This window comes from Microbacterium sp. SY138, from assembly GCF_039729145.1.
Classification (GTDB): domain Bacteria; phylum Actinomycetota; class Actinomycetes; order Actinomycetales; family Microbacteriaceae; genus Microbacterium; species Microbacterium maritypicum_A.
Genome location: NZ_CP155793.1, coordinates 1,485,493 through 1,512,490 on the forward strand (window position 1 = coordinate 1,485,493; position 26,998 = coordinate 1,512,490).

A 26,998-nucleotide genomic window follows, 5' to 3' on the forward strand; every position below is an offset into this window, starting at 1 on the left:
ATTACTCGCATGACCTCTCCTGTTCCTCCCCGTGAGTCCGATGCCGCCGTCCTCGAGGCGGTGGCGACCGGAATCCCCGCAGCGCTGTCGGATCTCGGTCACCTCGTTCGCATTCCGGGTATGGCCTGGCCCGCGTTCGATCAGACCCAGCTGCAACGCAGTGCGGATGCCGTGGCGGCCCTGGCATCGGACACGGGGGTCTTCGACGAGGTGCGCGTGCTCCGCGCAGCGATCCCGGGCACCGAGGAGCAGGGACAGCCGGCCGTCCTCGCCACCCGCGCGGCACGCAACGGCAAGCCCACCATCCTGCTCTATGCGCACCACGACGTGCAGCCTCCTGGGGATGACGCCCTGTGGGAGACGCCGCCGTTCGAGCCGACCGTACGCGACGGGCGTCTCTACGGGCGTGGAGCGGCAGACGACAAGGCCGGGATCATGTCGCACATCGCCTCGATCCGTGCGGTGAGCGAGGTGCTCGGCGATGACCTCGAGCTCGGTATCGCGATGTTCATCGAGGGCGAAGAGGAGTATGGATCCCGTTCATTCGCCCAGTTCCTCTCCGACAACAAGGATGCGCTCCGCGCTGATGCCATCGTGGTCGCCGATTCCGGCAACTGGGATTCCGTGACTCCTGGTCTCACCGTCTCCCTCCGCGGCAACGCGCGCTTCACGATGCGCGTGCGCACCCTGGACCACGCCTCGCACTCCGGGATGTTCGGTGGCGCGGTGCCCGACGCGATGATGGCGACCGTCACGCTGCTGTCCACGCTGTGGAACGCCGACGGCTCGGTGGCGGTCGAGGGGATGACGGAGCGCGATGCGCCGACGCCGGACTACACCGAGGCGACTCTGCGCGATGAGGCCGGACTTCTGCCCGGCACCACTCCGATCGGTGACGGGACGATCCTCAGCCGCATCTGGAACAAGCCGTCGGTCACGGTGATCGGTATCGATGCCACGAGCGTCGCGGCGGCGTCCAACACGTTGCTCCCCGAGGTGACCGTCGTGATCAGCGCTCGCGTCGCCCCCGGGCAGACCGGTCAGGAAGCCTACGACGCACTCGAGGGTCATCTTCGCGCGCATGCGCCGTTCGGAGCAGAGCTCACGTTCTCGGATGTCGATCTCGGCGACGGCTTCCTGGTGGACACGAGCGGCTGGGCGGTCGCTCTGACCCGCGACGCCATGCGTGACGGCTACGGAGTCGCTCCGGTCGATCTGGGCGTGGGGGGATCGATCCCCTTCATCGCCGATCTGGTGCGAGAGTTCCCGGCCGCACAGATCCTGGTCACCGGTGTCGAAGATCCCCATTCGCGGGCACACAGCCCGAACGAGTCGCTGCACCTCGACACGTTCCGTCATGCGGTCGCGACCGAGGCGCTGCTGCTGGCCCGCATGAATGAGGCGGAACTCTGAGCCTCACAGCATCTGCGGCGGTAGAATCATCCGAGAAGCCGTGCATCTGCGGCCCGTCACAAGGAGCGACATGAGCGACACCACACTCTCCCCAGAGACCACCCGCGCACACGGCGTCACCCTGACCGACGCTGCTGCCACGAAGGTGAAGAACCTCCTCGAGCAGGAAGGCCGCGACGACCTGCGTCTGCGTGTCGCCGTGCAGCCGGGCGGATGCTCGGGCCTGATCTACCAGCTGTACTTCGACGAGCGCTATCTGGAGGGCGACGAGACGGTCGACTTCGACGGCGTCGAGGTGATCATCGACAACATGAGCGTCCCGTACCTCGACGGTGCGGCGATCGACTTCAAGGACACGATCTCCGAGCAGGGGTTCACGATCGACAACCCCAATGCAGCGGGCAGCTGCGCCTGCGGCGACAGCTTCCACTGATCCTCGCTCTGCCGACTCGGCCGCCGTCACCATCGGTGACGGCGGCCGTTCTGGTTCCACAACCTGCGTGGATGGCATGAATCAGGTGTGAGGTTGCCCTAGACTTGGGTGTGCTCTGTTCGCGATCTGAAAGGTGCATCGTGCCCTCGAAACGCAGCCTTCGTTGGGCCGCCCTCCCTGTGGGAGTTGCGGCAGCCTTGGCCCTGGCGGGATGCTCTCCCACCGAGCTGAACGGCTTTCTTCCGGGCTTCGTGGAGGGTGGACCCGCGGCCACCAACCAGACCGAGCGTGTCTCGTCGCTCTGGGTCAACTCGTGGATCGTGCTTCTCGCCGTCGGCATCATCACCTGGGGCCTGATGGCTTGGGCGGCGATCGCCTACCGCCGTCGCAAGGGCCAGACCGGTCTCCCGGTGCAGATGCGCTACAACATGCCGATCGAGATCTTCTACACGATCGTGCCGCTCATCCTGGTTCTGGGCATGTTCTTCTTCACCGCCCGCGATCAGACGGAGATCGAGGCCAAGTGGGACGAGCCCGACGTCGAGATCACCGCCATCGCGAAGCAGTGGGCGTGGGACTTCCAGTACGACGGTGACGAGAAGGACAACTCCGACGCCGTGTGGACCATGGGCATCCAGGCCCAGCCCGACAAGGACGGCAACATCGATCAGGCGCAGCTGCCGACACTGGTGCTGCCGGTCGACAAGAAGGTCACGATCAACCTTCAGTCGCGCGACGTCATCCACTCCTTCTGGATCATCGACTTCCTGTACAAGAAGGACATGTTCATCGGGAAGGACAACTCCTGGTCGTTCATCCCCACCCGTGAGGGCGAGTACGCCGGCAAGTGCGCCGAGCTCTGCGGTGAGTACCACTCGATGATGCTCTTCAACGTGAAGGTCGTCTCGCAGAGCGAGTACGACTCCTACCTCGCGTCGCTCGAGGAGCAGGGCAACACCGGTGACATCACCGGCGCCTACGACCGTCTCTCGAACCTTCCGGGGACCACCCCGAAGACCGACACCGAGGAAGGAGGGGAGTAAGCCATGTCGACCACAGAAGCTCCCCGTACCGACGAGTCTCCCCGCTCGCGTCCCCAGACTCTGCCCGCACGCCAGGCCGCTCTCATGAGCTCCTCGCGCGTCGAGCAGAAGGGCAACATCGTCGTCAAGTGGATCACCTCCACCGACCACAAGACCATCGGGTACATGTACCTGATCGCGTCGGTGATGTTCTTCCTCCTCGGCGGTGTGATGGCACTCGTCATCCGTGCCGAGCTGTTCGCGCCGGGTATGCAGATCATCCCGACCAAGGAGCAGTACAACCAGCTTTTCACGATGCACGGCACGATCATGCTGCTGATGTTCGCGACGCCGCTGTTCGCCGGCTTCGCCAACGCGATCCTGCCCTTGCAGATCGGCGCCCCTGACGTCGCCTTCCCGCGTCTGAACGCCTTCGCCTTCTGGCTCTTCCTGTTCGGCTCCACGATCGCGGTGGCCGGCTTCCTCACCCCGCAGGGCGCGGCATCCTTCGGGTGGTTCGCCTATCAGCCGTTGGCAGGGGCATCGTTCTCGCCGGGTGCGGGTGGAAACCTCTGGATGGTGGGTCTCGGCATCTCCGGATTCGGAACGATCCTCGGTGCCGTCAACTTCATCACCACGATCATCACGATGCGTGCCCCCGGCATGACGATGTGGCGCATGCCGATCTTCTCGTGGAACACGCTCATCACGAGCCTCCTGATCCTGATGGCGTTCCCGGTGCTTGCCGCAGCCATCTTCGCCGCGGCAGCCGACCGCATCCTCGGTGCTCACATCTACGACCCGGCCAACGGCGGCGTTCTGCTCTGGCAGCACCTGTTCTGGTTCTTCGGTCACCCCGAGGTGTACATCATCGCGCTGCCGTTCTTCGGTATCGTCTCCGAGATCTTCCCGGTCTTCAGCCGCAAGCCGATCTTCGGATACAAGACCCTCGTCTACGCGACGATCGCCATCGCTGCTCTCTCGGTCGCGGTGTGGGCTCACCACATGTATGTGACGGGCTCGGTCCTGCTGCCGTTCTTCGCGCTCATGACGATGCTGATCGCCGTGCCGACGGGTGTGAAGATCTTCAACTGGATCGGTACCCTCTGGCGAGGGTCGGTCACCTTCGAGACTCCGATGGTCTTCGCTCTCGGGTTCCTCGTGTCGTTCGTCTTCGGTGGTCTGACCGGTGTCATCCTCGCGGCTCCGCCGCTGGACTTCGCCCTCTCCGACTCGTACTTCGTGGTCGCCCACTTCCACTACGTGGTGTTCGGAACCGTGGTGTTCGCCATGTTCGCCGGCTTCTACTTCTGGTGGCCGAAGTGGACCGGACGCATGCTGAACGAGCGTCTCGGCTACGTGCACTTCTGGCTTCTGTTCATCGGTTTCCACATGACCTTCCTCATCCAGCACTGGCTGGGCGTCGACGGCATGGTGCGTCGTTACGCCGACTACTCGGAGGCCGACGGATGGACCTGGCAGAACCAGGTCTCGACGATCGGTGCCATCATCCTGGGCGCTTCGATGCTGCCGTTCTTCCTGAACGTCTGGATCACCGCCCGCAAGGCGCCGAAGGTCACGGTCAACGACCCGTGGGGCTACGGCGGATCGCTCGAGTGGGCGACGTCCTGCCCGCCCCCGCGCCACAACTTCACGTCGATCCCGCGCATCCGCAGCGAGCGGCCTGCGTTCGACCTGAATCACCCGGAGGCTGCGGAGTTCGCCACGACGGCTCCCGGCGAGCGAGAGGCCCACTAAGTCATGCGCGACAACGTCATTCTCTGGTGGATCCTGACGGCGTTCTTCGCTCTCGTCGGAGTCGTCTACACCGGTTGGCACATCCTGGCCACACCGAACGACAACTTCGCGATGCGAATCGAGTGGGTCGGTACGGTCGCCCTGTTCTTCGCCGCCTTCATGGCAGCGATGATCGCGTTCTATCTCGATCGCACTCACAAGGCGCAGCGTGGTGAGCTGCCCGAAGACATCCTGACCTCCGACATCGACGACGGTGACCCGGAGCTCGGCGAGTTCAGCCCGTGGTCCTGGTGGCCCATCGTCCTCGCTGCCTCGGCGGGAGTCTTCGTCGTGGGGCTCGCGGTCGGGCACTTCCTCCTGCCGATCGGCCTCGCGATCTTCGTCGTCGCGATCGTCGGCTGGGTGTACGAGTACTACCGCGGCAACTTCGCCCGCTGACCCAGCTGCACGGAAGAAGGCCCCCGGAGGAATCCGGGGGCCTTCTTCGTGCGCCGGGGCCGTGATCAGGCGTGGGCGCGAATGCGTGCGATGCCGGTCAACGGATCCACGGGGCGGTGGTGGACGCCATCGCTGTCTTCGACCGCGTAACCCTCGCGGACCCAGTACTCGAAACCGCCGATCATCTCGCGTACGGCGTATCCGAGGCGGGCGAACTCGAGCGCGCCCTTGGCGCCGGCGTTGCAGCCGGGGCTCCAGCAGTAGACGACCACGTCCGCACCCTCGGGGATCTCGGTGGCAGCACGCGAGGCGATCTCGCTGTAGTGCATGTGCACGGCACCGGCGATCCGCCCCTGGGCCCACGCCTCGTCGGAGCGGACGTCGACGACGACGATGTTCTCGCCGGCCTTGAGCGCCGCGTGCACATCGCTGGGGTCTGTCTCATAGGTCAACTTGGCTGCGTAGAACTCGGCACGATCGATCATGATTCCAGCCTACGGAGACACGCGGGAACCATCCGGCGGAATCCAGTCGCTCAGCGACGGATTGCGGTCAATGCCGGAGCCGGGGGTATACGCCAGCCAGGGCGGCCCGGCGAGGTCAGCGGCAGAGGTGCCGTCGTCGGTCGTGGCGCGTTCGACGATCGACGTACTGCTACCGATCAGAGCACATCCGTGGATCAGAGCACAGCCGTGAATCAGAGCACAGCCGTGAATCAGAGCACAGCCGTCATCTGCGTGCGCGGTCCGTGCTCGAAGAGGCCCAGCGCGGATTCGACCTGGACCAGATCTCGGAGCAGTGAGGTGTCCGGCTCGCTCACGACGAAGCCGCAGGACGTGTAGAAGGGGGCGTTCCAGGGCACGTCGATGTAGGTCCGAAGGGTGATCTCGGTATGACCCCGGTGGCGCGATTCCGTGAGCGCGGCCGTGACGAGCTCACGACCGATACCCTGGCGTCCGTAAGAGGGAAGCACCGAGAGCTGCTCGAGATGCGCGTGGCCGTCGAGCTCCAGCACGTGCACGAAGCCGACAACGACCGGCGTCGTGGTGGTCCCGTCGTGGTGTTCGGCGACGAGGACGAAGCCCGGCATCGACGCGCGTTCCTGCGGGGGCGTCGGGGGAGGCCAGTCGACGGCTCCGAACCGTTCGATGAGGAGGGCATCGGCGGCCACTTCGATCTGTTCCGTTGCCGCGTCATCGTCGGGCGCGGCCGGGCGGACGACGACGTTGATGCTCATTCGGAGACAGCCGCGATCGCTTCGATCTCGACCAGCTGGTCGTCGTAGCCGAGCACCGTCACGCCCAGGAGCGTGCTGGGCACGTCGTGCGCGCCGAAAGCCGCATGGATGACATCCCAGGCCGCGACGAGGTCGGCCTGCGATGAGGAGGCCACGAGTACCCGCGTGCTGATGACGTCGGTGATGGTCGCGCCGGCGATCTCGAGCGCCCCCTGGAGGGTCTCTACGCACTTGGCCGCCTGAGCGGCGTAGTCACCGGGTGCAGCAGTCGTGCCATCGTCGTTCAGCGGGCACGCGCCGGCGAGGAAGATCAGGCGTGAGCCGGCCGGTGCGGTCGCGGCGTAGGCGTAGGGGACTTCGGCGAGGGCGGTGCCGCGGATCAGCTGGACGACGGACGACATGGATCGATCCTCTCATTAGGGGATTAACGATGAAGGCCCCGTCCGCAGGGACGAGGCCTTCATCAGTGGGGGAGTGGCGACTACTCGCCATCCTCCGACTTCTTGCGAGGCTTCTTCACCGGCTCGGTCGCGATGACCGTGCTCGGCGTGTTCGGCGTCTCGTCGACGTGGGTCTCATCGACCGTGAGCGGGGCGTCAGGGAATCCTGCGCGCTCGTGGGCGCCCTGGATCTCTGCAGCCTCGGTCTCGTCGTTGTGAGCCGTGACGTGGTGCTGGTGAGCATCCGCCGCCTCGACCTCGGCCTGCGTGAGCGGGGCGAGACGGTCCTCGAAGAACCAACGGGAGATCGAGGAACGGAGGTTCTCGGTCCACGGGATGCGGCCCTTGTCATTGGGGCGCACCACGAGGGGCTCGTAAGTGTCGACGTCGATCAGCTTCCAGCGGTCGTACTTGTCGACCGGCTGGTGCACTTCGATGAACTCGCCACCGGGGAGGCGGACGATGCGGCCGGACTCGAAACCGTGCAGCACGATCTCGCGGTCCTTCTTCTGCAGCGCGATGCAGATGCGCTTCGTGACGAAGTAACCCAGGATCGGCCCGAGGAAGAGCAGGGCCTGCAGCGTGTGGATCACGCCCTCCATCGTGAGCATGAAGTGCGTCGCGATGAGGTCGGACGATGCCGCGGCCCAGAGGACGGCGTAGAAGATGACGCCGGCCACACCGATCGCCGTGCGCGTCGCGGCGTTGCGCGGGCGCTGTGCGATGTGGTGCTCGCGCTTGTCTCCGGTGACCCACGCCTCGATGAAGGGGTAGATCGCCACCGCCACGATGAACAGGCCGAGGACCAGAACCGGGGCGATGATGCCGAACGACCAGGTGTGGTCGAGGAAGACGATGTCCCAGTTCGACGGTGCCAGACGCAGGGCGCCGTCGGCAAAGCCGATGTACCAGTCGGGCTGGGTGCCGGCAGAGACAGGGGACGGGTCATACGGACCGTAGTTCCAGATCGGGTTGATCTGGAAGAACGTCGCGATCAACACGATGGTGCCGAAGACGATGAACAGGTATCCGCCCATCTTGGACATGTACACCGGCATCATCGGGTAGCCCACGACGTTGTCGTTCGTGCGGCCCGGGCCGGCGAACTGCGTGTGCTTGTTGATGATCATGAGCATCAGGTGCACCACGATCAGCGCGATGACGAGCATCGGCAGCAGCAGGATGTGCAGCGTGTACAGGCGTCCGACGATGTCGGTACCCGGGAACTCGCCACCGAAGAGGAGGAACGAGGTCCAGGTGCCGATCAGGGGGAGACCCTTGATCATGCCGTCGATGATGCGGAGGCCGTTGCCCGAGAGCAGGTCGTCGGGAAGCGAGTATCCGGTGAAGCCCTCGGCCATCGCGAGGATGAAGAGGATGAAGCCGATCACCCAGTTGAGCTCACGCGGCTTGCGGAAGGCACCGGTGAAGAACACGCGGAGCATGTGCACGCCGATGCCGGCGATGAACACGAGGGCGGCCCAGTGGTGGATCTGCCGGACCAGGAGTCCACCGCGCAGATCGAAGGAGATGTGCAGCGACGACTCGAGCGCCGCGGACATCTCGATACCCCGCATCGGAGCGTAGGCGCCGGTGTAGTGGGTCTCGACCATGGACGCCTGGAAGAAGAACGTCAGGAAGGTTCCGGAGAGGAACACCACGACGAAGCTCCAGAGCGCGATCTCGCCGAGCATGAACGACCAGTGGTCGGGGAAGATCTTGCGTCCGAGCTCCTTGACGAAGCCGGAGAGGCTGGTGCGCTCATCGATGTAGTTCGACGCGGCACCGACGAAGCGACCGCCGAGGGGCGCTTTGGTGTCCTTGTCCTCTTTGGACAGCGTTGCGGTGCTCAATGGCGCTCCCAGAAGCTCGGGCCGACGGGTTCCTTGAAGTCGCTGCGTGCGACCAGGTAGCCCTCGTCATCGACGGTGATGGGCAGCTGCGGCAGCGGACGAGCCGCCGGGCCGAAGATGACCTTTGCATGGTCCGTGACGTCGAACTGCGACTGGTGGCACGGGCACAGCAGGTGGTGGGTCTGCTGCTCGTACAGAGCCACAGGGCATCCGACGTGCGTGCAGACCTTGGAGTACGCGACGATGCCGTCGTAGGACCAGTCCTTGCGGTCCTCGGCCTCGATCAGCTGCTCGGGGCGCAGGCGCATCATCAGCACGATGGCCTTGGCCTTCTCTTCGAGGTAGCCGTCGCTGTGGCTGAGGGTGGCGAGTTCCTCCGGGATCACGTGGAACGCCGAACCCAGGGTGACGTCAGCCGCGCGGATCGGGGTGCCGTCGGGATCGCGCACCAGGCGCGCGCCCTCTTCCCACATGGTGTGCTTGAGCAGCACGACCGGGTCGCCCGCGGTGGGGTCTTCCGGAGTGGAGTGCGGCGCCAGGCCACGGAACAGCGTCACGCCGGGGATGATCGAGGCGACGATCGCGGCGAAAAGCGAGTTGCGGATCATCGAGCGACGGCCGAAGCCCGACTCTTCATTCGCGTCGGAGAAGGCCTTGATGGCCGCTTCGCGCGTGGAGTCCTTGCCACGGGTGGGGTGGCGGTGCTCGATGAACTCCTTGTCGGACATGAGGGCCTTGGACCAGTGGATGGCACCGATGCCGAGGGCCAGCAGCGCGAGCGCGATGCCGAGACCGATGAAGAGGTTGTTCTGCCGGATGTCGATGAGCGCGCCGCTCTCGATCGGGAACAGCATGTAGGCGGCGACCGCCCAGATGCTGCCGGCGAGCGAGAGATAGAACAGCGTGTAGACAGTGCGGACAGCGGCCTTCTCGGCGCGCGGGTCCTTATCGGTCATCCGCTCGCGGTGCGGCGGAAGCCCGGGGTTCTGCACGGGATCGCTGACTGCGACACCCAGCCCCGGAGAGGGCTGGTAGGCCCTGTCAAGAGCCTGCGAGTCGTCGTCGTGTGCCATGGTGCTCCTCGTACGTTCCTCTTCGATGATTAAGCGTCAGTTGGACTTCGCCGTGATCCACACGGTGACGGCGACGAGCGCGCCGATACCGAAGATCCACACGAACAGGCCTTCGGAGACCGGACCGAGCGAGCCCAGCGAGAAGCCACCGATCTGCACGGACTGCTGCTGGAAGAGCAGCGCCGAGATGATGTCTCGCTTGTCCTCGTCGGACAGGTTCATGTCGCCGAAGACCGGCATGTTCTGGGGGCCGGTGACCATGGCGGCATACATGTGCAGCGCGCTGGTCTCGCTGAGTCCGGGGGCGTACTTGCCCTCGGTGAGCGCTCCACCCGCGGCGGCCACGTTGTGGCACATCGCGCAGTTGACGCGGAACAGCTCGGCGCCGTTAGAGACATCGCCCTTGCCGTCGAGGATGTGGTCCGACGGGAACGTCGGGCCGGGAGCCTCGGACTGGACGAAGGACGAGATCGCGAGGATCTGGTCCTCGGTGAACTGCGGGGCCTTCTGCGGCGCCTGGGGGCCCTGCATCTGCAGAGGCATGCGGCCGGTCGACAGTTGGAACTCGGTCGCCAGCTCACCCACGCCGTAGAGGCTGGGGCCATTGGCGGTTCCCTGCAGGTCGAGACCGTGGCAGGTGGCGCAGTTGGCCGTGAACAGCTTCTTGCCGTCCTCGACGGTCAACTGCGAGGTCGCCGCCGATTGGGTGTCGGTCGCGGCGAACGCAGCGGTCGCGCCGGCGTACACGGCGCCGGTGATCATGAGGCCTGCGCCGATGAGCGCGGCCGCCGCCAAAGGGCTGCGACGACCGCTGGAACGGCGCTTCTTCTCTCGTGCCATCTCGGGGATCAGCTCCGCTCTTATTTCAGGAAGTAGATAACGAGGAACAGCACGATCCAGACGACGTCGACGAAGTGCCAGTAGTAGGACACCACGATCGAGGAGGTCGCCTCCTTGTGCCGGAAGTTCTTGACGGCGTATGCGCGTCCGATGACGAGCAAGAACGCGACCAGTCCGCCGGTGACGTGCAGGGCGTGGAAGCCCGTCGTCAGGTAGAACGCGGAAGCGTACGAGTCAGCGCTGATGGGCATGCCCTCAGCAACGAGCTGGGCATACTCCCAGACCTGGCCGGAGACGAAGATCGCGCCCAGGGCGAAGGTGAGGAAGAACCACTCGACCATTCCCCATCCGAACAGGCGACGGCGTCCTGCGCCGTTCTTCTGTCCCTTGCCGATCTTGTAGGGCTGCAGGTCCTCTGCCGCGAACACGCCCATCTGGCACGTGAACGAGGAGAGTACGAGGATCGCAGTGTTTACTGCGGCGAACGGGACGTTCAGCAGCTCGGTCCGGGCCGCCCACAGCTCCGGGGAGGTGCTGCGGAGGGTGAAGTAGATCGCGAAGAGTCCCGCGAAGAACATCACCTCACTGCCGAGCCACACAATGGTGCCGACAGCTACCGGGTTGGGCCGCTTAATCGTTCTCGCCGCCGGGGCATACGTCGCTGAGGTCGTCACCCCTCCATTATGGCCGATCCGCGGGCGTGATTCTTGCACCGGCGACCTTCGAGTTGCCGGTCGACGACTTAGGAGACCCTAAGAAAACACTGCGAATACCCGGTGAATCCGCGGGAAACAAGGGGTGGGGGTGGGGTGCACGTGTGTTCGGAAGCATCTGCATGTTTTCTCTGCGCCGATAGGATCGCACACATGGCTGATTCCCTGACCTGGTCCGACGTGCTCACCTCTCTTCTGGAGCGTCGCGATCTCAGCGTGTGGGAGTCGACGTGGGCCATGCGGCAGATCATGCAGGGCAACGTCACGGAGGCCCAGCTGGCAGGATTCCTCGTCGCTCTTCGTGCCAAGGGGGAGACGATCGACGAGATCGTCGGCTTCCGCGACGCGATCCTCGAGGCTGCGGTCCCTCTTCCCGTCTCTCCTGATGTGCTCGACATCGTCGGGACGGGCGGCGACCGCGTCGGCACGGTGAACGTCTCGACCACGGCGGCGATCATCATCGGCGCCACCGGCGTGCCCGTCGTCAAGCACGGCAACCGTGCGGCGAGTTCGGCTTCCGGTTCCTCAGACGTGCTCGGTGCTCTCGGCCTCGAGCTGTCACTCGACCCCGCCGCCGTCGCTTCCATCCTCGACCGCACCGGGATCACCTTCGCGTGGGCGGGCGCGTTCCACCCCGGCTTCAAGCACGCAGGATCCGTCCGCGCGGAGCTCGGGGTTCCCACCGTCTTCAACATGCTCGGGCCGCTGTGCAACCCTGCGCGCGCCGAAGCCAACGCCGTGGGTGTCGCGCAGATCGAGCGCGTACCGCTGATCACCGGCGTCTTCCGGACCCGCGGCGCGACCGCGCTGGTGTTCCGAGGCGACGATGGACTCGACGAGCTCACCACGACCGGCCACAGCCGCATCTGGGAGGTCACCCGCGGGGACATCCACGAGCACGACCTCGACCCCCGTGACCTCGACATCCCGATCGCCGACCTGGCCGACCTGATCGGCGGATCTCCGCAGCACAACGCGGAGGTGCTTCGACGGACGCTGGCGGGGGAGACCGGGGCGGTGCGCGACATCGTGCTGCTCAATGCGGCGGCGGGCATCGTCGCGTTCGAACTCTCCCAGGACGCCATGCAGGTGCAGCGCCCGATCCTCGAACGACTGCGCGAGGGGTACGACAAGGCATCGGCGGCGGTCGACGACGGCCGTGCCCTGGCCAAGCTCGACCAGTGGATCTCCGTCAGTCGCGAGCTGGCGGCCCCGAAGGAGTGACCGTGGATCCCGTCGACGCCCTGCTGGAGATCGCCTCTCTTCTGGAGCGCGAGCGGGCCTCACGGTACCGAGCGAAGGCTTTTCGTCAGGCTGCCGCGACCCTGCAGGATCTCCCGGACGACGTCCGGGCCGATCCCACCCGCCTGAGAGCGGCGAAGGGCATCGGAGAATCCACCTTCGCGGTGATCCGTCAGGCGCAGGCCGGGCAGGTTCCGGACTACCTCGTCGAGCTGCGTGGCGACGTCGAACCTGAGCGTGTCTCGCTGCTGCGCACGAAGCTGCGCGGCGACCTGCACGCTCACACCGACTGGTCCGACGGCACTACTCCCATCTCTGTCATGGCAGCGGCAGCTCGCGCGTTGGGCCATGAGTATCAGGCGATAACGGATCACTCGCCGCGTCTTCGGGTGGCCAGAGGGCTCTCGGCCGAGCGGCTTCGGGAGCAGATGCCCTTGGTGCGTGCGGAGTCCGGTGACGGTTTCACCCTGCTCGCCGGCATCGAGGTCGACATCCTCGAGGACGGCGCTCTCGACCAGGAGGACTCCCTGCTCCGCGAACTGGACATCGTCGTGGCATCGGTGCATTCGAAGTTGCGGATGGACTCGCGTCCGATGACCGCACGCATGATCGCCGCGGTGTCGCACCCCAGGGTGAACGTGCTCGGGCACTGCACCGGGCGCCTGGTGCAGGGGGAACGAGGGACCCGCGCGCAGTCGGCGTTCGACGCGGCGGCGGTCTTCGCCGCATGCGCGGACAACGGAGTGGCGGTCGAGATCAACTCGCGCCCCGAGCGTCAGGATCCGCCGGATGAACTGATCGCGCTCGCGCTCGAAGCAGGATGCCTTTTCTCCATCGACTCGGATGCGCACGCTCCCGGTCAGCTCTCGTTGCTGGATCACGGCGCGGAGCGAGCCGAGCGCGCGGGGATTCCTGCCTCCCGGATCGTGACGACCTGGGGACTCTCCCGGCTTCTCGCCTGGGCGGAATAGGTGCAGCTGCGGTTGCCCGGGGGTCAGCCGGACGTGAGGGCGGCCTTCGACACCGCTGACACCGCGCGCGTCATCGAGCCGCCGAGGTTCCACTTCTCGGCGAGAGCCGTCGCCGCATCGACCTCCGCGGGATCGAGCACCCGCAACGGGATCTCGGGCGCCGTGATGGGAAGCGACGTGGCGACCGCGACCACGGTGGGGGCCACATCGAGGTAGGCGGATGCGGCGAGCACCTTCGCCCGCACCCCGGCGCTCATGCCCTCTCCGGCCTCGGCGGCGGCGCGGATGCCCTCGAGGTCGGCGTGGGTCTGCAGCAGCGTCGCGGCGGTCTTCTCACCGACCCCGGCCACACCGGGAAGGCCGTCTGAGGCGTCGCCACGCATGGTGGCGAAGTCGGCATACTGCGAGGGGAGCACCCCGTACTTCGCGAACACCGTCGCATCGGTCACGACCTCGAGATTGCTCATGCCGCGCGCGGTGTAGATGACCCGCACATCGCGGGAGTCGTCGACGAGCTGGAACAGATCGCGGTCTCCGGTGACGATATCGACCGACATCGTGGCACCGGTCGCGAGCGTGCCGATGACGTCGTCGGCCTCGTGCTCCGCCACCCCGATGATCGGGATCCCGATCGCGGCGAGCGTCTCCCGGATGAGGGGGATCTGCGCTTCGAGGGGGTCGGGGACCTCTTCGATGTCAGGTCCGACCTCGACGACCTCGACGACACGGTGCGTCTTGTAGCTGGGGATCAGATCGACGCGCCATTGCGGGCGCCAGTCGTCATCCCAGCAGGCGATGACATGGGTGGGCTCGTAGAGCGTGACGAGCTTCGCGATGATGTCGAGCAGACCGCGCGCCGCGTTGATCGGAGCGCCGTCGGGCGCCGTCACCTTGTCGGGGACGCCGTAGAAGGCGCGGAAGTAGAGGCTGGCGGTGTCGAGCAGCATGAGGCGATCGGTCACCAGCACAGTCTGGCACGGGCGTGCGACACGGGCCGGTGGTCGCGGGCCGGAGCGTGAGACGATCCGCGCGGTTGCGACACTCACGGGTATGACAGCTTCTCTTCGCACGTTCTCGTCCCTCGTCCTGGGTGGGTTCGCGCTCGCTGCGACACTGAGCGGATGCGCGATGTCGGCGGGGACCTCCCCTGTCCCGGAATCGACGTCCGCTCCGGACACCTCCGACACGACGTACGCACCGCAGGCGGCATGGCTGGATGCGACGTCGTTCGTCGTGAAGACGTGGGGCGATGCGTGCGCTCCGCAGATCGGGGACATCGTCGCGGGGGACCAATCGCTCGAGCTCGTTCTCGTCGACGGCACGGATGAGGTGTGCGCGAAAGTGCAGACCGCTCACGGAATGTACGTCGGGCTGCCGGCGGCGTTCGATTCCTCGCGACCTGTCGAACTGACAGTGACGGATCCCGGGGGAGAGACCACGGAACTGACGCTTCCCGGACTTGTCTCAGGGGAGATCATCCCGGCCGATCGGATGCCCGAGCAGACACCCGCAGCGGCATGGATCGACGCGCATGAACTCGCGGTCCTCACCTGGGGATCGTCGACCTGCATGCCTGCCTCCGGGGCCGTCGAGGCCGTCAGTGAGAACGAGGCGATCGTTCGGCTCGAGGAGAGTGCGAACGAGGTCTGCACGATGGATCTGGTTCCGCAGATCACGTTCGTGACAGCGGAGGGCATCGACCAGGACGCGAAACTGACGCTCGCCGGGTACGTCGATGCGGACGGCGCCCCGGTCGTCGTGACCGTCGCGCGCTAGCCCTTCTTCGATGTCGCTCAGCAGCCTGGGGCCGATGGGCGCTGTTCGCAGGTGAAGGCCACGAGTGCGGTGTGAGCCTCGAAGATGCGTATTTCCCGTGCGGGGCCCGGGATCGTGAGTCGACCGGCGACCGGGAACCAGCCGCCGCCGAGGTCGACCTCCGCGGCGTAGCGGACGGTGACATGCGCCTGGTAGGTGCCGCGCTCGCGATAGACGTGGCTCGTCGCGGTCGGGGTGAACGGCGCCTGACCGAGCGCCGACCAGGTCTGTCCGCCGGTGCTCGATGTCGCAGAGGTGCCGTCGCCGTGCACGAACTCATAGTCGACGGGTGTGAACCGCACCGAGAGAGGGGTGCCGAGAAGGGTGCCCGAGCGCGTGTGCGCGGACGCCGCCGCGACGAAGTTCGTCGGCATCCCGGCCACACCGACGTTGTCGGGCTCGCCGACGTTCGCGACCGGATCGGGAGCGAACTGTGCGAGATCGTCGATCGTGATCGCCGGGGCGGCGGGCTCATCCGTCGCCGCTGGCGGGGGTGACGTCGGTTCCTCGTCGACCGCGGCGCGAAAGCAGCTGCGGGAGCTGTTCCAGTCGTCGAGACACGAATCGAAGTCGAACTCGTGCACCGGGAAAGCTGGAGAGGTCGGGGTGGACGGGGACCCTCCGTCCGGGACGTTGTTGTGTGGGCTGCCGGAAGAGGGCTGGGTCTGGGTGCCGGAGATCGTCAGGGAATTGCCATTGGTACTGCATCCGGCAACCCATGCGATGCCTGCATTGCACGAACTACTTGCTGACGCCGACGTGAACGGAGCTTGGAACACGAACAAGAGGACGATGGCTACCGCGCGCACGTGAAATCGTCCGCGGGATCCTGGGCTGCAATCGTGACGCTTCCCGCGCCACGCGTTCCCTCAAAGCTGATCAGCATTGGCTGTCGAGCGGGCCGATCGGACAAGACGATGGATTTTCCGGACTCGTCGACCACATCGACAGCGCTTACATCAACGCAGACGGTTGCGGAGATGCTTCCAGTTGAGAGGTCTGCAGAGATTCCGGCAAATGAGTCGTACTCCGTGAGTCCCACCGTCCGGACCTTCGCAGCGTGAAACTCGCTGAAGATCTTCCTCGTTGATGTTGCGCTTGCATTCGACAGGAGCACGTAGACCGCATCGAACGTCGACGGATCGCTGAAGTCGACTGAGTTCAATGCGTCCGTGTAGGCCCGGTACGTCGCCTCCGCGGCGGCGAAGGCTTCTTCTTCCGAGGCGAAGGCTGCGGTCGGCGTCGGCGTCGGAGCCGGAGTCGGCGCGCAGCCCGCGAGTGTCACGGCAACGGCGACCGTCGTGAGAGCGCCGAGGCGACGGGACATGGCGAGCGGAGGAGTCGGTGAGATCACCCCGTCACGGTAGCCCGGAGCGCGTCGGGCCCGGGGGAGTTATCCACAGGTCGGTGCCCGTCGGAATCCGACTCCTGCCGTATCCGAACTTCTGATAGCCTTAACCGTCACTCGTGGCGTGCATGCGCGTGCCCTCGTGACGAGAAAACCAAAATCCAACTGCTGTGAAGCATGCAGTCGGCCGTGCGCGGTCGTTGCCTCCCAGCCCGAGTCTCCATTCAACAAGGACAACCCACTACATGACTACCGCAACGACCGCCCCGGCCACCAAGCAGGTCGCCATCAACGACATCGGATCTGCTGAGGACTTCCTGGCCGCGGTCGAGAAGACCCTGAAGTTCTTCAACGACGGCGACATCATCGAAGGCACGATCGTCAAGATCGACCGCGATGAGGTCCTCCTCGATGTCGGCTACAAGACCGAGGGTGTCATCCCCTCGCGCGAGCTCTCGATCAAGCACGACGTCGACCCCAACGAGGTCGTCGCTGTCGGCGATCTGGTCGAGGCCCTCGTTCTCCAGAAGGAGGACAAGGAAGGCCGTCTGATCCTCTCCAAGAAGCGCGCACAGTACGAGCGTGCCTGGGGAGACGTCGAGAAGATCAAGGAGAACGACGGCGTCGTCACCGGTACGGTCATCGAGGTCGTCAAGGGTGGACTCATCGTCGACATCGGCCTCCGTGGCTTCCTGCCGGCTTCGCTCATCGAGCTGCGCCGCGTCCGCGACCTCACGCCGTACCTCGGCCAGGAGATCGAGGCCAAGATCCTCGAGCTCGACAAGAACCGCAACAACGTCGTCCTGAGCCGCCGTGCGCTGCTCGAGCAGACGCAGTCGGAGTCGCGCACCACGTTCCTGAACAACCTGCACAAGGGTCAGGTCCGCAAGGGTGTCGTCTCGTCGATCGTCAACTTCGGTGCGTTCGTCGACCTGGGCGGCGTGGACGGCCTCGTGCACGTCTCCGAGCTGTCCTGGAAGCACATCGAGCACGCCTCCGAGGTCGTCGAGGTGGGCCAGGAGGTCACCGTCGAGATCCTCGAGGTCGACCTCGACCGCGAGCGCGTCTCCCTGTCGCTGAAGGCGACGCAGGAGGACCCGTGGCAGGTCTTCGCCCGTACCCACGCGATCGGACAGGTCACGCCGGGTAAGGTCACCAAGCTCGTCCCGTTCGGTGCATTCGTTCGCGTCGCAGACGGCATCGAGGGCCTCGTCCACATCTCCGAGCTCTCCAGCAAGCACGTGGAGCTGGCTGAGCAGGTCGTGTCGGTCGGCGAAGAGGTCTTCGTCAAGGTCATCGACATCGACCTCGAGCGTCGTCGCATCTCGCTGTCGCTGAAGCAGGCCAACGAGTCGGTCGACCCCAACGGCACCGAGTTCGACCCGGCCCTGTACGGCATGCTCGCCGAGTACGACGAGAACGGCGAGTACAAGTACCCGGAGGGCTTCGACGCCGAGACCGGTGCGTGGAAGGAAGGCTTCGACGCCCAGCGCGAGGCATGGGAGCAGGAGTACGCTGCAGCCCAGGCTCGCTGGGAGGCGCACAAGGCTCAGGTCGTCAAGGCGGCCGAGGCCGAGGCTGCGGCCGGAGACGACTTCGGTGGTCAGACCTTCACCAGCGAGGCTGCCGGCGCCGGCACCCTCGCGGACGACGAGGCTCTCGCCGCTCTGCGCGAGAAGCTCTCGGGCGGCAACGCTTAAGCAGCATTCGGGAACGGGTCGTCACCTCGCCTTCGGGCGGGTGTGGCGGCCCGTTTCGCATATCTCCACCACGGAATCCCGCGCGTGACGCAACATTACGACGGCATTCGTGACAACCGATCCGCTCGGCCAGCATGGGCGTATGACCACCCTGCTGCCCGCACCGCGCACCGCCGCCGCTCCGACGGCGGTGGGTACGGCACAGGCCGTTCGGGTCGAAGGCATCGAACGATCGTTTCCTCTGCCGCACGGCCACCGCGACGTGCTGCGGGGCGTCGACGTCGACATAGCCGCCGGTGAGATCGTCGCCGTCGTCGGGCCCTCCGGCTGCGGCAAGTCGACCCTGCTGCGCCTCGTCGGAGGTCTGGACGCGCCGACACGAGGCGGCATCCGACTCGACGACACGCCCGTCGCCGACGTGGATGAGCGCACGGCCGTGGCGTTCCAGGAGCCGAGGCTGCTCCCGTGGCGCACGATCGCACAGAACGTCGAACTCGGCCTCCCGCGGGGCACCGCACGCCGCCTCGGCCGCGAACGCGTCCGTGAGCTGCTGCAGCTGGTCGGCCTCGATCATGCGACGGATCAGCATCCGCGCGAGGTGTCCGGCGGCATGGCCCAGCGCGCATCCCTGGCCAGGGCTCTCGCCCGGAACCCCGGCGTGCTCCTGCTCGACGAGCCTTTCGGAGCGCTCGACGCGCTGACGCGCCTGCGCATGCACGATCTGCTGCTGAAGATCCACTCCGCGGAGCCCACCACGATCCTCCTCGTCACGCACGATGTGGAAGAAGCCCTCTATCTCGCCGACCGTGTCCTCCTGCTGCGCACGCTGGGCGCGGCCGACGGCGACGAGTCCTCCATCGCCCGCACGATCACCGTTCCGGGCATCCGCCCCAGAGACCGCGCCGATCGCGGTCTCGCCGACCTGCGCGCCGACCTTCTCGAAGGCCTCGGCGTCGACACCCACCACCGCACCGCCGAGGAGACCCGATGAGCATCACCACCCGCCGAATCATCCCCGCGATCGCGATCGCCGGGACGATGATGCTCGTCGCGACCGGCTGCGTCGCGGGAGAGAACGCCGCGGCCACCGACACGAAGCCCACCTCCGGGACCACCGAGTGGTCGTCCGACACGTTGTCGATCGACTTCGCGACATACAACCCGCTGAGCCTCGTGATCCGTGACCAGGGCATCCTCGAAGATATCCTCGGCGATGACGTCGCCGTCGAGTGGGTGCAGTCCGCCGGCTCCAACAAGGCCAACGAACTGCTGCGCTCCGGCTCGGTCGACGTCGGCTCGACCGCGGGATCCGCGGCGCTCCTTGCCCGTGCCAACGGCTCGCCCATCCAGGTCATCGACATCTTCTCGCAGCCGGAGTGGGCGGCCATCGTCGTCGGACCGGACAGCGATATCACGTCGATCGAAGATCTGAAGGGCGCCTCCGTGGCTGCCACCAAGGGCACCGATCCCTACTTCTTCCTGCTGCAGGCGCTCGAAGAGGGCGGCCTGTCGCTCTCGGACGTCGAGGTGCAGAACCTGCAGCACGCCGACGGCCGGGCGGCTCTCGACGGCGGTTCGGTCGACGCGTGGTCGGGTCTCGACCCGATCATGGCCGCGGCCGAGGCAGAGTCGGGTGACAAGCTCATCTACCGCAACGTCGACTTCAACACGTACGGCTTCCTCAACGCCACCGAGGACTTCATCACGAACCACCCCGACCTCGCGCAGGCGGTCGTCGACGCCTACGAGCAGGCACGCGAGTGGGCGCTGGAGAACCCCGACAAGACTGCGGCGCTCCTGGCCGAGGTCGCCGGCATCGACCTCGGCGTCGCCACCACCGTGATCGAGGAGCGCTCGAACCTCGACGTGAGCGGCGTCCCCGGCGACGACCAGATCGCCGTGCTCGAGAAGATCGCCCCCGTGCTCGTGGAGTCCGGCGACGTGCAGGGCGGCAAGGACTCCGTCGACAAGGCGCTCTCCTCGATCGTGAACGCGACCTTCGCCGAAAAGGCGGTCGACGGCGAGTGAGTGAACTCGACCAGCGCGTGATCGTGCCCGCCGACTCGCGGGACGCGCTCGACTTCGCGAAAGGCGACCTCAGGCGGCCCGATGCCGCTGCCCGGCGCACCTGGGACCGTCCGGTCGTTCGCATCGTCGCCGGCCTCCTCCTCCCGGCGATCATCCTGATCGTCTGGCAGGTCGTCACGACGAACGGGCTCATCCCGCCCTACCGCCTGCCCACGCCCGCCTCGGTCTTCCAGGCCGGTGTCGAGCTCGCGGAGAGCGGCCAGCTCTGGACCCACATCGCCATCTCCGTGCAGCGCGTGCTGCTCGGATTCGCGATCGGCTCCCTGATCGGTCTCGCCGCGGCGGGAGTGGTGGGGCTGTCCCGGCTCGGCGACGTGCTGCTGAGCCCGACGCTCGCCGCCATCCGCGCCGTGCCGTCGCTGGCCTGGGTGCCGCTGCTGATCCTCTGGATGCAGATCGGGGAGGAGTCCAAGGTCACGCTCATCGCGATCGGGGCGTTCTTCCCCGTCTACACCACGGTCGCCTCCGCACTCCGGCATGTCGACCCGCAGCTCGTCGAGGCCGGACGCTCGTTCAGCCTGCGCGGATGGTCGTTGTTCCGCATCGTGCAGCTGCCCGCGGTCGTGCCGTCCGTCGTCTCCGGCCTCCGTCTCGCGCTGGCCCAGGCGTGGTTGTTCCTGGTCGCCGCTGAGCTCATCGCTTCGTCCATGGGGCTCGGCTTCCTGCTCACGGATTCTCAGAACAGCGGTCGAGTGGACCGCATCCTTCTCTCGATCGTGCTGTTGGCTCTGCTCGGCACCATCACCAACGGCGTTCTCGTGCTGGTGGAGAAGTACCTGCTCCGTCGGTGGGTGTGAGCATGACCGAGGTTCGATTGCAGGAGGCTCGCGTCTACGAGCCGTCGGACCACTTCCCACACGCGAACGTGACGGCGGAGGCGTACGCCCGCGCCGCGGCGGACCCCATCGCCTTCTGGGAGGATGCGGCTCGACGGCTCGACTGGGCGGAGCCCTGGCACACACCCCATGAGTGGGAGCCGCCGAGCGGAGATGCGATGCCTGCGGCGCGCTGGTTCACCGGAGGCACGCTCAACGTGGCCGTCAACTGCGTCGACCGGCACGTGGAGTCCGGCCGAGGCGACAAGATCGCCCTGCACTTCGAGGGGGAGCCGGGCGACCGTGTCGCGGTGACGTACTCCGACCTGCGGCAGCGCGTGTGCCGCGCCGCCAACGCCCTCGTGGCGCTCGGCGTCGAGGCGGGCGACCGTGTCGTGATCTACCTTCCCGTGCTCGTCGAGACGATCGTGATCACGCTGGCCTGCGCGCGGATCGGCGCCGTGCACTCGCTGGTCTTCGGGGGCTTCTCCGCCGAAGCCGTGCGCTTCCGCCTCGAAGACACCGGTGCGAAGCTGCTGGTCACGAGCGACGGGCAGTACCGACGCGGCGCTGCCACCGAGATCAAGTCCACGGCCGATGTCGCCGCCTCCGGTCTTCCCGCCCTCGAGCACGTGCTGGTGCTCCGGCGCACGGGCCAGGACGTGCCGTGGACGGACGGGCGCGATGTCTGGTGGCACGACGTCGTCGATACTGCGTCGCCCGTGCACGACGCGCAGCCGTTCGATGCCGAGCATCCGCTCTTCATCATCTACACCTCCGGCACCACCGGGAAGCCGAAGGGCCTCGTGCACACGTCGGGCGGCTATCTCACGCAGGCGAGCTGGGCGCACTGGGCGCACTTCGATGCGAAGCCCGACGACGTGCACTGGTGCACCGCAGACCTCGCCTGGGTCACCGCGCACACCTACGAGATCTACGGACCGCTCTCGAACGGTCTCACCCAGGTCATCTACGAGGGGACCCCGGATTCTCCGCACCGGGAGCGCCATCTCGAGATCATCGAGCGATACGGGGTGACCGTCTACTACACGGCACCCACACTGATCCGCACCTTCATGACCTGGTTCGGCCCCGACCTCCCCGTCGGCCACGACCTCTCGACCCTTCGCCTGCTCGGCACGGTCGGCGAGGCGATCAACCCCGAAGCCTGGGTGTGGTTCCGCCGCAACTTCGGCCGTGACGAGCTTCCGGTGATCGATACGTGGTGGCAGTCCGAGACGGGCGCCGCGATGATCGCGCCGCTGCCCGGGGTCACACGACTCAAGCCGGGCTCGGCGTCGGTGCCCCTGCCGGGGATCGACGTCGCGGTGGTCGACGAGGACGGACGCGAGGTCGAACCCGGCCGCTCCGGAACGCTCGTGGTCCGCCGCCCGTGGCCCGGGATGGCTCGCACGGTGTGGGGTGACCCGAAGCGCTACCGCGACGCCTACTGGTCGGCGTATGCCGGTCACGGCGAGTTCGGTGGCTTCTACGTCGCCGGAGACGGTGCGACGCGAGACGCCGACGGGTACATCTGGATCCTCGGCCGACTCGACGACGTCGTCAACGTCTCCGGACACCGGCTCTCCACCATCGAGATCGAATCGGCTCTCGTCGCGCATGCCACCGTCGGTGAAGCCGGCTCCGCCGGCGTGTCCGACCCGATCACCGGGCAGGCCGTCGTCGCGTTCGTGACACCGTCGGGCCGCGCAGAAGTGACGCCGGCCGACCTGCGTGCGCAGGTCGCGCAGTCGATCGGCCCTGTCGCCAAGCCAAAGCACATCGTGGTGGTACCGGACCTCCCCAAGACACGCTCGGGCAAGATCATGCGGCGACTCCTGGCGCAGCTGTGGGAGGCCGAGCAGGACCGCCGAGCAGGTCGCGATGCCCAGCCGCTCGGAGACACGACCTCGCTGCAGAACCCCTGGGCCGTCGACGACATCGCCGACGTGCTCGGTAGCGCTGAACTCTCGACACCGCTGAACTCTCGACACCGCTGAACTCTCGATACCGCTGAACTGAGGACATCATGACGGAAGAACATCGCTTCGGGTTCCGTACCCGGGCCCTGCACGCCGGCGGAACCCCTGACGCCTCGACCGGCGCGCGGGCGGTGCCGATCTATCAGACGACATCGTTCGTGTTCGACGACGCGGCGGACGCCGGCAACCTCTTCGCGCTGCAGAAGTACGGCAACATCTACTCCCGGATAGGCAACCCCACGGTCGCGGCCCTCGAGGAGCGTCTGGCGTCACTCGAAGGCGGGATCGGCGCCGTCGCCACCGCATCCGGGATGAGCGCGGAGTTCATCACGTTCGCAGCCCTCGTCGGCGTGGGTGACCACGTCGTCGCCGCTGCGCAGTTGTACGGCGGCACCGTGACTCAGCTGGACGTGACGCTGCGCCGCTTCGGTGTGGAGACCACATTCGTCGCCTCGACCGATCCTGCCGACTTCGCCGCCGCTATCCGTCCGGAGACGAAGGTCGTCTACGTCGAGATGATCGGCAACCCCTCGGGAGAGATCGCCGACGTCGAAGGACTGGCGGCCGTCGCCCATGCGGCCGGTGTGCCGCTCGTGGTCGATGCGACGCTGGCGACCCCGTACCTCGCGCGTCCCCTCGAGCACGGCGCCGACATCGTCATCCACTCCGTGACGAAGTTCCTCGGTGGACACGGCACCACGCTCGGCGGCGTCGTCATCGAGAAGGGCACGTTCGACTGGGGCAACGGCAAGTTCCCGCAGATGACCGAACCCGTCGACTCGTACGGCGGCATCAAGTGGTGGGACAACTTCGGGGAGTACGGCTTCCTCACCAAGCTCCGATCCGAACAGCTGCGCGACATCGGCCCCGCGCTCAGTCCGCAGTCGGCGTTCAATCTGCTCCAGGGTATCGAGACCCTTCCGCAGCGCATCGACGCGCATCTCGCGAACGCCCGGGTCGTCGCGGACTGGCTCGCCTCCGACCCGCGGGTCGCCTACGTGACCTGGGCAGGGCTCGAAGGACACCCGCATCATGAGCGTGCGGCCAAGTACCTGCCCCTCGGGCCCGGTTCGGTGTTCGCCTTCGGGGTCGCGGCCGAAGACGGGAGGGCGGCGGGGGAGACGCTGATCGAGAACCTGCAGCTGGCCTCCCACCTCGCGAACATCGGAGATGCCCGCACCCTGGTCATCCACCCGGCGTCGACGACACATCGCCAACTCACCGAGGAGCAGCTCGTCGCCGCAGGCGTGCGTGCAGATCTGATCCGCATATCGGTCGGGCTGGAAGACGCCGACGACATCATCTGGGACCTCGACCAGGCACTCACCACGGCGACAGGAACGAACCGATGAACGCGACGACCTCGGGCGATGCGTGCGCGCTGCCCACCGTGACGGATTCTGCGGCCTGCGCGCTGCCCGGCGCGACGGCGACCATCCCCGGGCGCACCTGGATCGGGCCGAGCCAGCAAGAGCGCTTCGGTCTGCTGCGACGCGCGACATCCATCGCGATCGTCGGCGCCTCGAACAATCCTGCGCGTGCGTCGTACTTCGTGGCGACATACCTGCTCTCCAGCACGGCCTATGACGTCTACCTCGTGAACCCCCGAGAGACCCGGATCCTGGGGCGGCCCGTGTACGCGACGCTGAGCGACCTCCCCGTGGTACCCGACATCGTGGACGTGTTCCGTCGGCATGATGACCTTCCCGGCATCGCTCAGGAGGCGATCGAGGTGGGTGCCCAGACGCTGTGGCTGCAGCTGGGGTCCTGGAACGAGGACGCGGCGGCCATCGCGGAACGTGCAGGTCTCTCGGTGGTCATGGACCGGTGCATCAAGATCGAGCACGCGCGGTTCCACGGCGGCCTGCATCTGGCGGGCTTCGACACGGGCGTGATCAGCTCGCGACGTCAGCTGCTCGCGAGGTGAGGAGCGGCCGCAGCGAACCTTAGACTGGCGGCATGCCCCTCATCGCGCTCACCGGCGGCATCGCCTCCGGGAAGTCGACCATCGCCCGGCGTCTGGCGGAGCACGGCGCCATCGTCGTCGATGCCGATCAGATCGTGCGTGACGTGCAGTCGCCCGGGTCGCCTGTGCTCGTGCGGATCGCCGAGACCTTCGGTGCCGATGTCATCGCGCCCGACGGCTCTCTCGACAGGGCGGCGCTCGGCGCGAGGGTCTTCGGCGACGCCGACCTCCTCGCGCAGCTGAACGCGATCGTGCATCCGGCGGTGCGCGAAGAGTCGCAGCGCCGCTTCGACGCGGCCTTCGCCGACGATGCCGACGCGGTCGTCGTCTACGACGTGCCCCTTCTTGTCGAAGCACGGGTGGACGACCCCTGGGACCTCATCGTGGTCGCGCACGCCCCGGCCGCTGTGCGTCGGCAGCGACTCGTCGAGCTGCGCGGGATGGACGAGCGCGCGGCGCAGGACCGGATAGACGCCCAGGTCTCCGACGAAAGACGTCTCGCGATCGCCGATGTGGTGATCGACACGTCCGACTCTCTCGAGCGCACACGCGCGCAGACGGATTCCCTCTGGGAGCGGATCAGCGCACGGTGACCTTCTCCGGTCACGCCCCGGGCTCCCGCGAGTATCGGCGTCTCATCGTCGGTCTGTTCTTCGCGGGGATCGCGACGTTCGCACAGCTCTACTCGGCCCAGGCCGTGCTGCCGCAGATCTCCTCCGATCTCGCGGTCGCCCCGGCGACGGCAGCCCTGAGCGTGTCTGCCGCGACGCTCGGCCTCGCGCTCGCGGTCATCCCCTGGTCGGTGGTCGCTGATCGCATCGGTCGTGTGCCCGCCATGGCCACGGGCGTGCTCACAGCCACGGTGTTCGGTCTCACCGCCCCGCTGAGCGGCGAGATCGGGATGCTTCTCGTCCTGCGTTTCGCGGAAGGGGTGGCGCTGGGAGCGGTGCCGGCTGTGGCGCTCGCCTATCTCAGCGAGGAGGTGGAGGCCCGCCACGCCGCCGCTGCGGCGGGAAGCTACATCGCCGGGACCACGGTCGGTGGTCTGCTCGGCCGCATCGCGTCGGGGATCGTCGGGGAGGTCGGCGGATGGCGCGCCGGCATCCTGTCGGTCGCCGTGATGTGCGCGGTCGCCGCCGCGCTGTTCCTCTGGCTCACTCCGCGCGCCAGGGGGTTCGTCCCCGGTCGTCTGCGCGCCGATCGCGGGCCCGGCATCCTGGAGAAGCTGCGTGCGCCGTTGCGCTCGCCCTTGCAGTGGGCGCTGTACGCGCAGGGATTCCTGCTGATGGGCGCTTTCGTGGCGGTCTACAACTACCTCGGCTTCCATCTGTCGGCCGAACCGTTCGTGCTGCCCGCCTGGGTGGTCACGCTGCTCTTCCTCGCCTACCTGGCCGGCACGGTCTCGTCTCCCTGGGCCGGGGCGCTCGCCTCGCGGGTCGGGCGCTTCCCCGTGCTGCTCGCCTCGATCGCTGTGATGGCCGCGGGCGCCGGCCTGCTGCTCGTGCCGGTGGCGACGATCGTGCTGGGCGGTCTCGTGCTCTTCACTGCCGGGTTCTTCGGAGCCCATGCCGTCGCCTCCGGATGGACGCCGGTCGCGGCAGGCCCCGCCAGCCGGGCCCAGGCGTCGTCGCTGTACTACTTCGCCTACTACGCCGGGTCGAGCCTGTTCGGGTGGATGCTCGGCCTCGTGTTCGGCGCCGCGAACTGGGGCTGGTTCGTCGCCGTCATCGTCGCGATGTGCGGCGTGGCTGCTCTCGCGGCCGTCTCGGCTCTGCGCGGCGCACCCACAGGGCAGTCGTCTTCCTGAAAGAAACTCCTCATGCTGTCGCGGCGGGCGACGCCGTGCGCATG

Annotated in this window: 27 protein-coding genes; 17 read left to right on the forward strand and 10 right to left on the reverse strand. The window is 66.8% G+C overall.

Annotated elements, in window-relative coordinates:
* Positions 1-9: 9 nt before the first annotated feature.
* The 5 genes from ABDC25_RS07010 (at position 10) to ABDC25_RS07030 (ending at position 5,064) form a co-directional block, all read left to right on the forward strand.
* On the forward strand, positions 10-1,413 hold the full coding sequence (locus ABDC25_RS07010; protein WP_029258336.1) for a dipeptidase: 1,404 nt from the start codon (positions 10-12) through the stop codon (positions 1,411-1,413).
* Positions 1,414-1,483: 70 nt separating this feature from the next.
* The gene (gene erpA, locus ABDC25_RS07015; RefSeq protein ID WP_017830247.1) at positions 1,484-1,846 is read left to right on the forward strand and encodes an iron-sulfur cluster insertion protein ErpA; all 363 of its coding nucleotides are present in this window, start codon (positions 1,484-1,486) and stop codon (positions 1,844-1,846) included.
* 140 nt (positions 1,847-1,986) lie between these two features.
* Positions 1,987-2,889 carry a cytochrome c oxidase subunit II gene (coxB, locus tag ABDC25_RS07020; protein WP_029258335.1) on the forward strand — a complete coding sequence of 301 codons (903 nt, stop codon included), beginning with the start codon at positions 1,987-1,989 and terminating at the stop codon, positions 2,887-2,889.
* A 3-nt stretch (positions 2,890-2,892) separates the two neighbouring features.
* Positions 2,893-4,626 (forward strand): cytochrome c oxidase subunit I, encoded by a 1,734-nt coding sequence (gene ctaD, locus ABDC25_RS07025; RefSeq protein ID WP_021201554.1) that lies wholly within the window; start codon positions 2,893-2,895, stop codon positions 4,624-4,626.
* 3 nt (positions 4,627-4,629) lie between these two features.
* Positions 4,630-5,064 carry a cytochrome c oxidase subunit 4 gene (locus ABDC25_RS07030; RefSeq protein ID WP_021201553.1) on the forward strand — a complete coding sequence of 145 codons (435 nt, stop codon included), beginning with the start codon at positions 4,630-4,632 and terminating at the stop codon, positions 5,062-5,064.
* A gap of 65 nt (positions 5,065-5,129) precedes the next feature.
* Here ABDC25_RS07030 and ABDC25_RS07035 read toward each other — a convergent pair whose 3' ends face one another.
* The 7 genes from ABDC25_RS07035 to ABDC25_RS07065 form a co-directional block, all read right to left on the reverse strand.
* Positions 5,130-5,549, reverse strand: coding sequence for a rhodanese-like domain-containing protein (locus tag ABDC25_RS07035; RefSeq protein ID WP_021201552.1), 420 nt, complete (start codon positions 5,547-5,549; stop codon positions 5,130-5,132).
* Between the two features lie 230 nt (positions 5,550-5,779).
* A complete protein-coding gene (locus ABDC25_RS07040; protein WP_021201551.1) occupies positions 5,780-6,301 on the reverse strand; it encodes a GNAT family N-acetyltransferase in 522 nt (173 codons plus the stop codon).
* Complete coding sequence (locus tag ABDC25_RS07045) at positions 6,298-6,702, reverse strand: Rid family hydrolase (protein WP_021201550.1); 405 nt, start codon at positions 6,700-6,702, stop codon at positions 6,298-6,300. The genes ABDC25_RS07040 and ABDC25_RS07045 overlap by 4 nt, the downstream gene beginning before the upstream one ends.
* Positions 6,703-6,782: 80 nt before the next feature.
* Positions 6,783-8,594: a ubiquinol-cytochrome c reductase cytochrome b subunit gene (locus tag ABDC25_RS07050; protein WP_021201549.1), complete on the reverse strand. Its 1,812-nt coding sequence runs from the start codon at positions 8,592-8,594 to the stop codon at positions 6,783-6,785.
* Entirely contained in the window at positions 8,591-9,667 is a 1,077-nt protein-coding gene (locus ABDC25_RS07055) for a Rieske (2Fe-2S) protein (RefSeq protein ID WP_021201548.1), read from the reverse strand. Before ABDC25_RS07055 ends, ABDC25_RS07050 begins: the two co-directional genes overlap by 4 nt.
* 36 nt (positions 9,668-9,703) lie before the next feature.
* Positions 9,704-10,507 (reverse strand): cytochrome c, encoded by an 804-nt coding sequence (locus tag ABDC25_RS07060; protein ID WP_029258331.1) that lies wholly within the window; start codon positions 10,505-10,507, stop codon positions 9,704-9,706.
* Between the two features lie 20 nt (positions 10,508-10,527).
* Positions 10,528-11,085 (reverse strand): heme-copper oxidase subunit III, encoded by a 558-nt coding sequence (locus tag ABDC25_RS07065; protein ID WP_208323613.1) that lies wholly within the window; start codon positions 11,083-11,085, stop codon positions 10,528-10,530.
* 288 nt (positions 11,086-11,373) lie between these two features.
* Here ABDC25_RS07065 and trpD point away from each other — a divergent pair, with 288 nt between their 5' ends.
* Together trpD and ABDC25_RS07075 are read left to right on the forward strand one after the other, a co-directional pair.
* Entirely contained in the window at positions 11,374-12,444 is a 1,071-nt protein-coding gene (trpD, locus tag ABDC25_RS07070) for an anthranilate phosphoribosyltransferase (protein WP_029264931.1), read from the forward strand.
* 2 nt (positions 12,445-12,446) lie between these two features.
* On the forward strand, positions 12,447-13,433 hold the full coding sequence (locus ABDC25_RS07075) for a PHP domain-containing protein (RefSeq protein ID WP_347125579.1): 987 nt from the start codon (positions 12,447-12,449) through the stop codon (positions 13,431-13,433).
* 23 nt (positions 13,434-13,456) lie between these two features.
* On the opposite strand, the gene ABDC25_RS07080 is transcribed toward ABDC25_RS07075, so the two are convergent.
* Entirely contained in the window at positions 13,457-14,395 is a 939-nt protein-coding gene (locus ABDC25_RS07080) for a 5'-3' exonuclease (RefSeq protein ID WP_347125581.1), read from the reverse strand.
* A gap of 88 nt (positions 14,396-14,483) precedes the next feature.
* Here ABDC25_RS07080 and ABDC25_RS07085 point away from each other — a divergent pair, with 88 nt between their 5' ends.
* Positions 14,484-15,209, forward strand: a complete 726-nt coding sequence (locus tag ABDC25_RS07085) for a hypothetical protein (RefSeq protein ID WP_347125583.1) — start codon at positions 14,484-14,486, stop codon at positions 15,207-15,209.
* 17 nt (positions 15,210-15,226) lie between these two features.
* Here the strand turns inward: ABDC25_RS07085 and ABDC25_RS07090 are convergent, their stop codons facing one another.
* Positions 15,227-15,832: a hypothetical protein gene (locus tag ABDC25_RS07090; protein ID WP_347125585.1), complete on the reverse strand. Its 606-nt coding sequence runs from the start codon at positions 15,830-15,832 to the stop codon at positions 15,227-15,229.
* Between the two features lie 212 nt (positions 15,833-16,044).
* The gene (locus ABDC25_RS07095) at positions 16,045-16,602 is read right to left on the reverse strand and encodes a hypothetical protein (protein WP_347125587.1); all 558 of its coding nucleotides are present in this window, start codon (positions 16,600-16,602) and stop codon (positions 16,045-16,047) included.
* A gap of 239 nt (positions 16,603-16,841) precedes the next feature.
* On the opposite strand from ABDC25_RS07095, the gene rpsA reads away from it, so the two are divergent.
* From rpsA to ABDC25_RS07140, 9 genes are all read left to right on the forward strand, one after another.
* A complete protein-coding gene (gene rpsA / locus ABDC25_RS07100) occupies positions 16,842-18,296 on the forward strand; it encodes a 30S ribosomal protein S1 (protein WP_021201539.1) in 1,455 nt (484 codons plus the stop codon).
* A gap of 142 nt (positions 18,297-18,438) precedes the next feature.
* Complete coding sequence (locus tag ABDC25_RS07105) at positions 18,439-19,287, forward strand: ABC transporter ATP-binding protein (protein WP_347125589.1); 849 nt, start codon at positions 18,439-18,441, stop codon at positions 19,285-19,287.
* Entirely contained in the window at positions 19,284-20,324 is a 1,041-nt protein-coding gene (locus ABDC25_RS07110; protein WP_021201537.1) for an aliphatic sulfonate ABC transporter substrate-binding protein, read from the forward strand. Before ABDC25_RS07105 ends, ABDC25_RS07110 begins: the two co-directional genes overlap by 4 nt.
* Positions 20,321-21,181: an ABC transporter permease gene (locus ABDC25_RS07115; protein ID WP_136025023.1), complete on the forward strand. Its 861-nt coding sequence runs from the start codon at positions 20,321-20,323 to the stop codon at positions 21,179-21,181. The genes ABDC25_RS07110 and ABDC25_RS07115 overlap by 4 nt, the downstream gene beginning before the upstream one ends.
* Positions 21,182-21,183: 2 nt before the next feature.
* Positions 21,184-23,199 carry an acetate--CoA ligase gene (acs, locus tag ABDC25_RS07120; RefSeq protein WP_347125592.1) on the forward strand — a complete coding sequence of 672 codons (2,016 nt, stop codon included), beginning with the start codon at positions 21,184-21,186 and terminating at the stop codon, positions 23,197-23,199.
* 29 nt (positions 23,200-23,228) lie between these two features.
* A complete protein-coding gene (locus ABDC25_RS07125; RefSeq protein ID WP_021201534.1) occupies positions 23,229-24,533 on the forward strand; it encodes an O-acetylhomoserine aminocarboxypropyltransferase/cysteine synthase family protein in 1,305 nt (434 codons plus the stop codon).
* Entirely contained in the window at positions 24,530-25,108 is a 579-nt protein-coding gene (locus tag ABDC25_RS07130) for a CoA-binding protein (protein WP_347125594.1), read from the forward strand. Before ABDC25_RS07125 ends, ABDC25_RS07130 begins: the two co-directional genes overlap by 4 nt.
* A gap of 32 nt (positions 25,109-25,140) precedes the next feature.
* Positions 25,141-25,740, forward strand: a complete 600-nt coding sequence (gene coaE / locus ABDC25_RS07135) for a dephospho-CoA kinase (protein WP_347125596.1) — start codon at positions 25,141-25,143, stop codon at positions 25,738-25,740.
* Positions 25,737-26,954: an MFS transporter gene (locus tag ABDC25_RS07140; protein WP_021201531.1), complete on the forward strand. Its 1,218-nt coding sequence runs from the start codon at positions 25,737-25,739 to the stop codon at positions 26,952-26,954. The genes coaE and ABDC25_RS07140 overlap by 4 nt, the downstream gene beginning before the upstream one ends.
* Positions 26,955-26,998 lie beyond the last annotated feature (44 nt).

Coding starts and splice junctions, on each gene's coding strand:
- ABDC25_RS07055 (WP_021201548.1), bottom strand. CDS start 9,667: ATGGCACACGACGACGACTCGCAGGCTCTTGACAGGGCCTACCAGCCC.
- rpsA (WP_021201539.1), top strand. CDS start 16,842: ATGACTACCGCAACGACCGCCCCGGCCACCAAGCAGGTCGCCATCAAC.
- trpD (WP_029264931.1), top strand. CDS start 11,374: ATGGCTGATTCCCTGACCTGGTCCGACGTGCTCACCTCTCTTCTGGAG.
- ABDC25_RS07110 (WP_021201537.1), top strand. CDS start 19,284: ATGAGCATCACCACCCGCCGAATCATCCCCGCGATCGCGATCGCCGGG.
- ABDC25_RS07040 (WP_021201551.1), bottom strand. CDS start 6,301: ATGAGCATCAACGTCGTCGTCCGCCCGGCCGCGCCCGACGATGACGCG.
- ctaD (WP_021201554.1), top strand. CDS start 2,893: ATGTCGACCACAGAAGCTCCCCGTACCGACGAGTCTCCCCGCTCGCGT.
- acs (WP_347125592.1), top strand. CDS start 21,184: ATGACCGAGGTTCGATTGCAGGAGGCTCGCGTCTACGAGCCGTCGGAC.
- ABDC25_RS07035 (WP_021201552.1), bottom strand. CDS start 5,549: ATGATCGATCGTGCCGAGTTCTACGCAGCCAAGTTGACCTATGAGACA.
- ABDC25_RS07045 (WP_021201550.1), bottom strand. CDS start 6,702: ATGTCGTCCGTCGTCCAGCTGATCCGCGGCACCGCCCTCGCCGAAGTC.
- ABDC25_RS07130 (WP_347125594.1), top strand. CDS start 24,530: ATGAACGCGACGACCTCGGGCGATGCGTGCGCGCTGCCCACCGTGACG.
- ABDC25_RS07010 (WP_029258336.1), top strand. CDS start 10: ATGACCTCTCCTGTTCCTCCCCGTGAGTCCGATGCCGCCGTCCTCGAG.
- coaE (WP_347125596.1), top strand. CDS start 25,141: ATGCCCCTCATCGCGCTCACCGGCGGCATCGCCTCCGGGAAGTCGACC.
- ABDC25_RS07030 (WP_021201553.1), top strand. CDS start 4,630: ATGCGCGACAACGTCATTCTCTGGTGGATCCTGACGGCGTTCTTCGCT.
- ABDC25_RS07125 (WP_021201534.1), top strand. CDS start 23,229: ATGACGGAAGAACATCGCTTCGGGTTCCGTACCCGGGCCCTGCACGCC.
- ABDC25_RS07060 (WP_029258331.1), bottom strand. CDS start 10,507: ATGGCACGAGAGAAGAAGCGCCGTTCCAGCGGTCGTCGCAGCCCTTTG.
- ABDC25_RS07065 (WP_208323613.1), bottom strand. CDS start 11,085: ATGTTCTTCGCGGGACTCTTCGCGATCTACTTCACCCTCCGCAGCACC.
- ABDC25_RS07085 (WP_347125583.1), top strand. CDS start 14,484: ATGACAGCTTCTCTTCGCACGTTCTCGTCCCTCGTCCTGGGTGGGTTC.
- erpA (WP_017830247.1), top strand. CDS start 1,484: ATGAGCGACACCACACTCTCCCCAGAGACCACCCGCGCACACGGCGTC.
- ABDC25_RS07105 (WP_347125589.1), top strand. CDS start 18,439: ATGACCACCCTGCTGCCCGCACCGCGCACCGCCGCCGCTCCGACGGCG.